6 protein-coding genes are annotated in these 11,221 nt (G+C 37.2%); all 6 read left to right on the forward strand.

The window, feature by feature from the left end; genetic code table 11:
* Positions 1-13: 13 nt before the first annotated feature.
* From AABK36_RS23190 to AABK36_RS23215, 6 genes are read left to right on the forward strand one after another with little or no spacing between them, the layout of a single operon-like run.
* Positions 14-1,387: a hypothetical protein gene (locus AABK36_RS23190; RefSeq protein WP_338390357.1), complete on the forward strand. Its 1,374-nt coding sequence runs from the start codon at positions 14-16 to the stop codon at positions 1,385-1,387.
* Between the two features lie 15 nt (positions 1,388-1,402).
* Positions 1,403-2,473: a hypothetical protein gene (locus AABK36_RS23195; protein WP_309943316.1), complete on the forward strand. Its 1,071-nt coding sequence runs from the start codon at positions 1,403-1,405 to the stop codon at positions 2,471-2,473.
* On the forward strand, positions 2,470-2,961 hold the full coding sequence (locus tag AABK36_RS23200) for an OmpH/Skp family outer membrane protein (RefSeq protein WP_309943314.1): 492 nt from the start codon (positions 2,470-2,472) through the stop codon (positions 2,959-2,961). The genes AABK36_RS23195 and AABK36_RS23200 overlap by 4 nt, the downstream gene beginning before the upstream one ends.
* Positions 2,954-3,535: a hypothetical protein gene (locus AABK36_RS23205; RefSeq protein WP_309943312.1), complete on the forward strand. Its 582-nt coding sequence runs from the start codon at positions 2,954-2,956 to the stop codon at positions 3,533-3,535. Before AABK36_RS23200 ends, AABK36_RS23205 begins: the two co-directional genes overlap by 8 nt.
* Positions 3,536-3,582: 47 nt before the next feature.
* Positions 3,583-8,649 (forward strand): hypothetical protein, encoded by a 5,067-nt coding sequence (locus AABK36_RS23210; RefSeq protein ID WP_309943310.1) that lies wholly within the window; start codon positions 3,583-3,585, stop codon positions 8,647-8,649.
* Positions 8,650-8,658: 9 nt separating this feature from the next.
* Positions 8,659-11,202: a carbohydrate binding domain-containing protein gene (locus AABK36_RS23215; RefSeq protein WP_309943308.1), complete on the forward strand. Its 2,544-nt coding sequence runs from the start codon at positions 8,659-8,661 to the stop codon at positions 11,200-11,202.
* Positions 11,203-11,221 lie beyond the last annotated feature (19 nt).

The raw sequence follows: 11,221 nt of genomic DNA on the forward strand, positions 1-11,221 counted from the left end.
TAGCTATAACGTTATGTTTAATTTGTGGTATTCGATTTTAACTAGTGTTATTTGTTCAATATTAATGCTTTTGATGATCAATGGATGCGGGATTCGTAGACCTACGGTTGATGCTTTTCAAGATTCATTGAGTGATAGCCTATTTAGAGTGAATAATGTTCAAGAGAAGCTTGAAGAAGAGAGGCATTTTATGAATGGAGATATTAGTGAAGAAGATATTAAAGATAAGGTTGGCAAAAGACGGTTTGATCAGTGGCGCAAGAATCAAAGCCATGATTTAAGTCAATTTCAAGATACTTATCAAGAAATGGTTAATATTGGGGAGTTGGACTCAAAGCGTTTGCTCGAGGAATTGCCGATAGATAAGGGAGGAATGGATAATGCAAGGAGGGAGTTGAAACCTACAAATTGGAAGGATAGCTTGAAGATTCAATCTAGACCAGCTTCATTTCCTGTGTTTGAACCAAAAGATAGCCTTGGAGCTGGGATTCAATCGCTTGAGTTTGATGAAATGGATTGGCAAGATCATAGTGCTTATTCTGAGAACTTCAATGATAAATTTGATTCTACTCAAAGCTCTTATGAGAATGAGACATCCTTTCTAATGAATAGAATTGATTCAGTGAATGCTATGAGTGGAGATATTAGTGATGAACTGTCAAATCTTCAAACTTATAATCGTGATGATGCAATTGAAGCTGGAAAGGATTTATTGAACATTAATGCTGGGTTGGACAAATATGATTCTCTTTTTGATGATGCACTAAATGAAATGAAGATGTTGGATGATAAGTCAAACAAAGTCCTCAAGAAATTGGATCAGAAAGAATTCAAAAGAATGAAAAAGAATGCTAAAAATTTAGGCTATTCGGTTTCGGAGAAAGAGTATGGAGATCAATTGAAGATGCTTGAAGTAAAAAAAAGAAAGTTTAAACTATTGCCTGAAAACTCTTTTTTTGAAGGAAATTTAGCATTAAACAATATTGAAAATGGGAATGTATCCTTTGGTTTTTCTCCTTATTTTGGTTACAAACTGAGTGAGAAAACAATTCTGGGACTTGGTGTCTCATTGCAAGTTAATGCTGATACCACTTTGAATGTAAATTCTTCAGTGAGTTACAAAGTGTTTGGAAGACACCATGTTTACAAAGAGATTGTTTATGTTCAATCAGAGTATGAAATGTTTTTTTCCAATGCATCGTATTTGTCAGCAGAACAGAGTTTTGATAAAAAATATCAATATGATGTTTTATTGGGTATCGGAGGGACGTTGCCTATTTTGGAAAAAGGGGGAATTAATCTAGCTGTTTTATACAGATTGAATAAGGATATTGAGAGCCCTCAAAAGGGAAATCCTTGGATAATAAGGTTTGGTTACAATTTTTAAAGGGTAAAAGAATTTATGAGATTATTAATTTTGATATTCATTATCCCATTAATGATAAGTCAAGGGTTGGGACAAAATTATTATGACGGGGTGAGCATGAGTCATAAACTGAATGAGCAAAATGGGTTGTTTAATGCGATTCTGGTCTATCATATGCCGGATAGCGTTAATTTGCATGAGATATATTTGAAACAACAAGACGATAGAGCATGGCAGAAGATTGATTGCGATAAAAGAAGCAGGAATCGAAATATTGGGACAGTCGTAAATGGCCAGAAATACGAATGGTATCTGTCCGGGAAATATGCTAATGGAGAAACATTCAAAAGCCAAACAGCAATTTTCGCAGTGCCTGAAATTATTCCTTCATTTGAGAATCTTCCGGATGTTAAGGCTTATTATGTCGAGTTGGCAAGAAATAAAAAGTTAAAAGTCGATAGTTTGGTTCATAAGAAGATTCTTGTGAGTTTCGATACTTATGGTTTTGAAACAAAGTATACCGAAGGTAGTATTTTAAATGAATTCAAAGAGGTTATTTCAAATTTTTACTTTGAAAATAGGCTGGGAAGGAATTATCATATTATAGACCTAGAAGATATTGATTATAAATGGGAAGATGGTAAAGTTTATGAGTTGTTGGTCAAAAACCAACTTCAGGATTATTACGGACTATCCTTTAGATTGATAAGTTACGAAAATTCAATTACTCTAGATATAAATGCATTGCCCTTGAATGTGGAGTGTGAATTTCCTCAAGCTAATAGAGTAAAGTACAGAGGAAGTGTGGAAAATGGAGAACCTCCCTATAATATTATCTGGAAAGTTTCAAAAGACTTAGAGGGCAAGGACTTGCTATATAAACCAATGGAAATGACTGTGAATCATGCAGATAGTATCCCTTCAGTGGATGTTCAAAAGCCATTGGGCTATTATGTGACGCTGTACGCTAGAGATGTTTGTGGCATTGAGGAATTTCAAATTATCCAAGCGACTTGCTCAGATAAAGAAGACAGTGAAGCAACATTGAATATTGAATTGTGGACTAAGCCAAATACAAGTAATAATAAATCATCGAGTGGAAAATGAAGCAAAGGATATTAATCGTAATTGGAATAATTTTACTTCTATCTGCTTGCAATCAAGCGGATAAAAAATTGCTTGGAACAAGCAGCTTGAAGGTGGGATATGTCGATAACATGCTATTGCTGGAGAAATATCGTGCGACTATTGTTGAGTATCAGGATCTTAAAGTTTTCAAGGAAAAACAAGTGGCAACTTTGGATTCGTTAATGAAACTAGTGAATCTAGAAGATAATCCTGTAGAAGCGGAAATGAAGATGAAAAATTTTAATCATCAGAAATCGATTCTTATGGACAAAGAAAATGAAATCGTCCAAATGATAGAGCGTAAAGCTTGGAATAAAATCAACCAAGACTTGAAAGAGTTTGGAGACTTGGAAGGCTATAGTTATATATTAGGAGCTATGGGCAATGGGTCATTAATGTATGCCTCAAAGACTGAAGATATAACGATGGACGTGTTGGAATACTCAAATAAAAAAAGCCATGAATAAAGTTAGTATTTTGATTATTATCATGATGACGATCTGCATGTCTTGTGGTACTGATAATTTAAGTCCAAATGAGTACATTGAGTATGTTGAGAGGAAAGATGGAGACTTTAAAGAGAAGTTTACTGGAGAGGAATACACTCTGGAAATATTTCATACACCTAAGGAGTATTTGGCACTGAAAGATTCAATTGTCAAAGGAAAATCTTATTTCAAATCGCTTGAGAGCTATGGCAATATGATGTATTTCAATATGACTTTGAAGTCGAATGATGGCAATGACTTGTTGAAAAGACATGCTAAAGATGCTCAAGAAGTGCAAAGAAAAGTTTACTATTTTTCATATGATATTAAGAAGGATATAAGCCTTATTTTCGATGGTGAGATTTACCCTTGCGAGATGTTTCATTTTGAAAGATCCTATGATTTGAAAAAAGATGAGAGAAACATGATCGTGGGATTTTATATCAATGAAAAGCCTGAAGGGAAAGCTTCTGTAAGGTTGTCTTCAACATTTATGGATTTTGAAGCTTATGCGGATATTATAATGAATAATTCGGTGAAATTGAAGATATGATCCAAAGTAATTAGCGATTAATCAACAGACAATAGCAAACTACACATATGACAAGAATATTACGAAAGAGACTGCTGAGGAAAATGGCATTGTTGCTCAGTGTGAACATGCTTGTGCAAAATATTGGTATGCCAATAGCTTTTGCGCTAACATCAGGTCCAAGTCAACCGGAAGTGCAATCATTCGAGCCTATTGGCACTACGGAAATGGTCAATTTGTTTACCGGTGACTTTACTTATAACATTCCTTTGTTTGATTTACCTGGACCCAATGGAGGCTACCCTTTTAATTTGGCTTATCACGCTGGCGTTGGCATGGATCAAGAGGCTAGCTGGGTAGGTTTAGGTTGGAATTTGAATCCCGGTGTGATTAATCGGCAGATGAGGGGCTTGCCGGATGATTTTAATGGCGATAAGGTAACTTATAAAGCCAAAATGAATGATAACTGGACCGCTGGAGGGAAATTGGGTATTGGATTCGAGTTTTTTGGCAAAGGTGAGGATCAGCTTGGAATAGGAGGAAACGCTAGCGCTGGACTCAATGTTTATTATAATAATTATAAAGGAATTGGGACGGCAATAGATGCTTCAGGAGGGTTGAGCAAAGCTATGGGATCGCATATGACAGGAGGTCTTGGGTTTAACTTTAGCATGGATTCCAATCAAGGTGTGTCAGCGGGCATGAACGTGTCTTTGAGTTCTCAAACCAAAAAAATGAAAGATAATGACAGAAAGGGCACTTTTGGTATAGGTTTAGGATACAATTCAATGGAAGGCTTGAAAAGTATTTCTTTCGGTTTGAGTGCCTCTGAGGAAGTTAAAAGCTTTAAAAATAAAAAAGGCAAAACAAGAAGCATATCTGAATCAAGATCATTGGGGAGCGCGCATATTAGTTTATCGTCGCCTGGTTTTACACCAATGAATGGGTTAATTCCAAAAAATTCGAACTTCTCTTTCAATGCCAAATTCATGGTTGGAGCTTGGGGAGCATTCCCTGATGTTTATGTTGGAGGATATTTCAATCGACAAGAGTTGAACAGCAATAAGACATTGCCCACTTATGGATATCTTCATTATCAAGATATTGAAAAAACAAAGATGGTTACTGACGAAGCTGGAAATGAACAACTTGTTCTTTTGCCTCACCCAGTAACGGATTTTAATCGAGAACAGGATGGAATGGTGTCCGAAGATGTTCCAAATTTGCCTATTCCATCATTGACGAATGATGTTTATTCTGCTGTAGGCCAAGGCATGTCTTTTATGTACAGGCCTTTCAGAAATGATATTGGCATGGTGGGCAATCAGCATGTCCAATCGGAAAATAAAATAGAGGATAATATATCTTTGGGTGTGGATATCGGCCCGGCGTTTACACATTTTGGAGCAAACTTGACTTCTCATATTAATGAAATAAATGTTTCGCCTTGGTATGAGGATAATCAAGTAGCCGAATATATGAAATTTGAAAAGTTCAAAAGTGGAGATGTGTATGAACCTGTTGCTTTTAGAGCTTATGGAGAAGCTTCGGTTGATGAGCAACAGTTTTTTCAAAAGTATAAAGAGGAAAGGCCGATAACAGCCAATGTTAAGACGAAGAAGTTAAAAGCGGAGCTGGATATAGATTATGTAAGGGAGGATACCAGAAAGAAGCGAGCTAGGAATGTAATTCCTATTACCAACAGGGAGTTATTGAAAAAAACTTCTGAAGGAAAATGGCTAGAGCTTGACAATTTGTATAAAATCGATATTGTTGAAAGGTATAGCAATTCGGGTAGTATCAATTATAGAGATTTTAATGCAAGCTTGGTGAAGTATGAAAGAGATCCCGCTGAAAATGGAGATCAAGATAAAGCCAAGCATATGAAAAAAGATCATACGGCTGGATTTACAGTTTTGAATGCTGATGGCATGAGATATGTTTATGGCATACCTGCTTACAATTTTTATCAAAAGGAAAAAATTTACGCAACTGATCGAACACCGTCTTCTTCATCGCCTTCTCGTGTTCAACATGGATCAACAGGAAGCAATGGCGATGGTTTTGAAAAAGAAACTGAAATGCCTGCATACGCTCATTCTTATTTGCTGACTTCTATTGTTGGTCCTGATTATGTGGATCTTACGAATGATGGGGTGACTGAGGATGATCTTGGCTACTGGGTAAAGTTTACTTATGAAAGAGTAAATGATCGAGAGAACCCTTACAAATGGAGAGCTCCGTATGATAAAGATAATTTTATGGAGGGGTTGATATCTGATCAAAAAGATAATAGAGCATCATATGTTTACGGGGAAAAAGAGGTTTGGTATTTGGCAAAGGCTGAAACCAAAACGCATATAGCTTATTTCGATATAGGCACGAGCAATGGCGATGGCAGATATGATGGTTATGGAGCTCTTGAAAATGGAGAAAAAGACAATAGTTCTCGAATGAGATCTTTACACCAAATTACTTTATGCACCCGTGCCGGAGGTATTGATAAACCTTTAAAGAAGATAAGGTTCCAATATGCGACAGCGGGGTATAATGATTTGGCTGGAGGAGCTCCAAATAGTTCAGGAGGCAAGCTGACTTTGACTGAATTGAGCATGGAATATGGAAGCAACTACAGAGGGAGTTTAAGTCCTTATATTTTTGAGTATAACGATGCGCCATATAGCGAGGAAAAATACGACAGATGGGGTAATTATAAATCAATAGTCAGCGAAGCCGATAATAATATATTCCCCTATGTGGATCAAAAGCTCTCCAATTCAGAACAGAGAAATAGAGATGCAAGCGCCTGGAATTTGAAAAAAATAAAGATGCCTTCTGGCGGAGAGATAACTGTGGACTATGAAATGGATGACTATGCTTATGTCCAACATAAGCAAGCAATGCAGATGACCAAAATAGTAAATCCAATATTTGATCAAGATAATCAGGTTACAAGCGTTACTACTGAGCCTATTGATCTTGGAAGCACAGATAAATTGTATTTCCCGCTAAAGAAAGCGTATCAAGATCCTGATCCAGATGAAAGCGAAGCGATTAAAAAGAAGAGAAGGGAAGATGAGGTTAAAAAGTACCTTGATTTAGAGCAAATGCTTTATGCGAAAGTAAAGGTAGATTTGGGAACTGTAGGCGTGGATGAATACCTTTCATGTTATGTGGATATTGATCAGACTAAGGAAATGGGCTTGGTCAAAGGCGCGGATGGAAAATACGCTTATGGATACTTCCATATTAAAAAAGAACAAGGATATAATGCAATTAGTTTGCGATCTTGGCAACATATTAGAATCAATCAGCCTGAGTTTATAAGCCAGAATTATAATAATCATATTAATATCCAAAAAGGAAATGAGCGAAACGCCGCTAATTTGAAAAAGTTGTTTGATACCATGGGAGCGGCTTTTAAGTATTTGCGCATTGCATTTGAGGGGTATTATAAATATGCTGATAATAAGAACTTTGGAAAGAAGCTGTATCCTGAAAAATCTTGGATTCGATTGAAAAGTCCTGACAAATTTAAATATGGAGGCGGACATCGTGTTAGGCAAGTGACTTCCGTTGACAATTGGAAGGGCTCAGGAGGAGAAAGCTATTTTGGCCAAGTATATGACTATACCATGGAAGAAGGTGGCCAAGTAATAAGCTCGGGAGTTGCAGCTTATGAGCCTTCAATCGGAGGAGATGAGAATCCTCTTAGATATGCGAAAAGGTATACGCAATCAATTCCAATGCGCTCCGACAATGAATTCTTTTTTGAGTATCCTATCAATGAGAGCTATTATCCTGGGCCGCAAGTGGGGTACAAGCAAGTGACGGTGATGAGCTTGGCTTCCGCTTTTAAATCAGGGAAAAAAGTGTTGGGCATAGAACATATGGATTTCCCATTTGTGGAAAATGAGCAAGGTGATCCAGTGCATTCTCAAGAGCATAACTTTGGCACAACGGGAAAAACAGTGCATAAATTTTTTACTGCAAAAGACTTTCCTGTAAGGACATATGAGACTGACAAAAGCAAAACAGATGAAGCGGATAGGGCTTGGTTTACTATTCCGATAGTTGGCGTAATGGAGTCTTATAGATATGGGGCTGCTCAAGGATATAGCATTGTGTTGAATGATATGCATGGCAAGCAGGAAGCAATAGAATCTTACAGACAAGAAGATGATGGCAGCTTTGCAGCCGAGCCTTATGCTTGGACCAAGTATAATTACAAAGCTCATAAAACTTGGTATGATAAAAGGAATGTGTGGAAGCTGGATAACTTGATGACTAAAACAACTTCGCCGACAAGCAATGGAGAAAAGAATCTGCTCAGGGTTCCAAGAGATGGTGACGATGAAGGAGATCAAGTATATATGAACCAGGAAATGGAAGTCTTTTTCGATAGCAAGCATGTGATAGATTTTGCTTATGAAGTAGGAGTTTCTGCCAATACCGATGTGGTTTATGTTCCATGGCCAATCCCTGGTTATATTCCATGGCCTGAAGGAAGCGAGTATGGCAAGGAACTTAAAACCGTTGTATCCAATAAGGTAGTGCATCAGTTTGGAATCGTTGAGTCTGTGGAAGCCTTTAATGATGGGTCGTGGGTGAAAACAGACAACTTGAAGTGGGATGTATTGACTGGACAGGTTGTCGCTAGCAGTGTAAACAATAATTTTGATGATCCGATTTATACATTCAATATTTTGGGGCATACTCAATACAAAGGCATGGGAGGAGCCTATCAAAATATAAAATATGCTATAGATACCGAATTGGAGTCGAATGAGGATGTGCTAGGACAGTATATTTTTTCCAATGCGGCTGCCAAACAACATGAGCCTTTGACAAGAGGCGATGAAATGGTGCTGATGAATAACGGAGAAGCGATTGCAAAGGTATTTTATTTGGGTGAGCAAACAGATGGCCAATATGCTATTTTGAGTAAAGAGTCGATTCAGACGAGTGCGCATAATGAAGAGACGAATGAGGATGAGCCAATACAGTACACGCTTAAAGTGATCAGGTCGGGCTATCGAAATCATCTGACCGCCACTGTTGGTTCGGTTACCGCATTGAAAGATGTTTCGGAAGATACCCCTCAAAATGTCAAATATTTTGAAAAACAACTTTAATTTAAAAACATGCGAGAATTATATCTGATTATTTGCTTGACTTTTATTACTTGTCAACTTAGATCACAAGGCTTAATGAATGTAACTGCATGTGATTATAAAGATCCAGTTGAAGTAGTTACACCTTATTATATCGTAAATGGTGAAAAAATTGAAGGTAATATTTTTTCAATGGATGCAATTGAAGATAATTGTCCTGAAGCAAGTGAGCATGGTGTTAGTGTTTCACCTACACCTGCAGGTCCTTATGTGATGGGGAGACATGTTAAAGGTATCCAAAATGCTTCCGGAGATTATGAAAGCAAATATGAATTTGAATTTTATGAAAACTTTACAGGACAAGTTCAGGTAACAGTTGTCTCAACAGAGACAGGTATGTGTAGTTTTACAACTCAATCTTTTACATTAGATGTAGTGTATTTTACAGGGGATATTCTTGTAAGGGATAATGATCAATGTAATCCATATAGTTTTTACGATACAGGAATAACGCCTTCAGAAGAATATTATGAAGTAAAAATTCCAGGGAAAACGCCTTATAGATTTGATTGGAATACTGATGGTACTGTTGAAGTTGTTATTGATGAATATAACTGGTGTAGAGGTGAGCTCCATGCTATACAAATTAACAATTTTGATGCAATGATTACGGTTTCCCATGATATAACTAATGGTAAATATAAATTCTTAATACATGATAATTATGTGGGTAAAATAAGTTATACACTTAGTTCATCTGATAAATTTGCGTGTGATTTTTCAGAAACTGATCAAGAATTCGAAATTGTTCACAACCCTGCATCAGGGGAACGGTATAAAGAAAGAAAAATTGAATTTTCTTTTGATTATGAGATAAAATCTGTGTATGGGTTTTGTTCCGCTGAAGTTGAATTTACTCCCAAGAATTTTTTTGTAGATCACTATGAGTATAATGATATTATATGGGATTTTGGAGATGGGAATTGTACGACTGGAGATGTTAATGAAGTTATTACTCATATTTATGACATTGAAGATCAAAATGAATTTAATGTAGTTGCAAAGATTCCATATTGGACAGAATGCGGTGAGCTACTTTATTCAGAAGTTTTATATACTGTTCAGGAAAAGCTAATAGATATAGATCGGATTTTTCCTGATGTAAGACAAGTAAGCATAAAAGCAAAAACATATTCTTCTGATAAGATTTTGTCTGCATCAGCCAGTACCTTTTCAGATAGCTGGCCATTGGATATGGGCGTAGGCTTGGCGCATTTGAATGAATTTGAGTCAGGCGCTAGTGGCGTTTGGAGAACATCTTCGGCTTATGTTTATGAGAATCATGGTGAGCAAAGACAGTCGACAGGCCCAATAAATGAAGCGAGTCCTGATATTTCCGCTGATGGTACTTTTTCATTGAATATGTTCGACTGGCAATCATTTGATCCGGAAATGGTTCCCGGCTGGATAAGAGCCAATCAAATGTTGAAATACAACGGATATGGTTATGAAACAGATAATGTAAATGCTTTGGGCATATACAGTGGAGCATTGTATGGTTATTTTGGTCAAAAAGCATTGGCAGTTGGACAAAACATGAGGTCGGAAGAAATGGGCTACACAGGCTTTGAGGAAGCATTGGCAGGCGAGGTTAATTTTCCGGACAATCAAAGTTGGATCAGTGGAAGATATGCGGAACCAAATGATGGCGGTAATTTTGATTTTGGGAGGAGAGAGCAAATCGAGTGGCATGAGTTTAAGGTAGTGGCTCATGATAAGCAAACAATTTTGGTGGAGATTACAGAGGAGCAAATCAATGAAATTGAAAGCAGAGTTGTTTTGGTTGGTATTAAAAATGGCATTCCAGTTCTTCTTTACGCGGATATGCATTGTTTTTCAGCTAAGGATGACCCTGCGACAAAATATTACATATTTGTGGACAATCCCACACTGGCTTATTTTGACAATGTGATAGCAATGCACGGACAGAAAATGGTGCCGGAGAGTCCTGAAATAAGCTTGACAAGGATGCATGCGCATACTGGAGAAAGAAGCCTTATGCTTGTCAATGGAGTGGATGTGTTCTGGGAGCAAAGAAGAATAAAGCTCGCGCCGGGGAAAAAATACCTGATTTCAGCCTGGGTTGCGGATAGTTATTCTGTTCAAGGTTATGAGATTAGCTCTGAATTGGGTATAGAAATGGAGTTTTACGATCGTCTGAACAATCAAATCGGATCCTATGCCATTGCTCCAAAAGGCAATGTCATCGATGGATGGCAAAAAATAGAAGGAGACTTTACAGCTCCTGATGGTATCGAAATGTTTAAGATCAGATTGGTGGCTGCCGGCGAGGTGTATTACGATGACTTGAGAATTCATCCTTATCAAGGCAATATGCAGACATATGTGTATGATTTGCAAACGGATATGCTTAAGGCTGTGTTGGACCAAAACAACTACGCCACCTATTATCATTATGATGATGAGTTGAACTTAAAAATAGTGCAAAAAGAGACTGAAAAAGGCGTGATGACTATTGAAGAGCACAATCAATACAGAGTTAAAACGAAATGATAGCCATGACTAGGCTTGA

Source organism: Aureibacter tunicatorum (assembly GCF_036492635.1).
Lineage (GTDB): Bacteria > Bacteroidota > Bacteroidia > Cytophagales > Cyclobacteriaceae > Aureibacter > Aureibacter tunicatorum.

Bases quoted from the DNA above. Each gene is read 5' to 3' on its own strand.
- AABK36_RS23215 (WP_309943308.1), top strand. From the start codon at position 8,659: ATGCGAGAATTATATCTGATTATTTGCTTGACTTTTATTACTTGTCAA.
- AABK36_RS23205 (WP_309943312.1), top strand. From the start codon at position 2,954: ATGAATAAAGTTAGTATTTTGATTATTATCATGATGACGATCTGCATG.
- AABK36_RS23210 (WP_309943310.1), top strand. From the start codon at position 3,583: ATGACAAGAATATTACGAAAGAGACTGCTGAGGAAAATGGCATTGTTG.
- AABK36_RS23200 (WP_309943314.1), top strand. From the start codon at position 2,470: ATGAAGCAAAGGATATTAATCGTAATTGGAATAATTTTACTTCTATCT.
- AABK36_RS23195 (WP_309943316.1), top strand. From the start codon at position 1,403: ATGAGATTATTAATTTTGATATTCATTATCCCATTAATGATAAGTCAA.
- AABK36_RS23190 (WP_338390357.1), top strand. From the start codon at position 14: ATGTTTAATTTGTGGTATTCGATTTTAACTAGTGTTATTTGTTCAATA.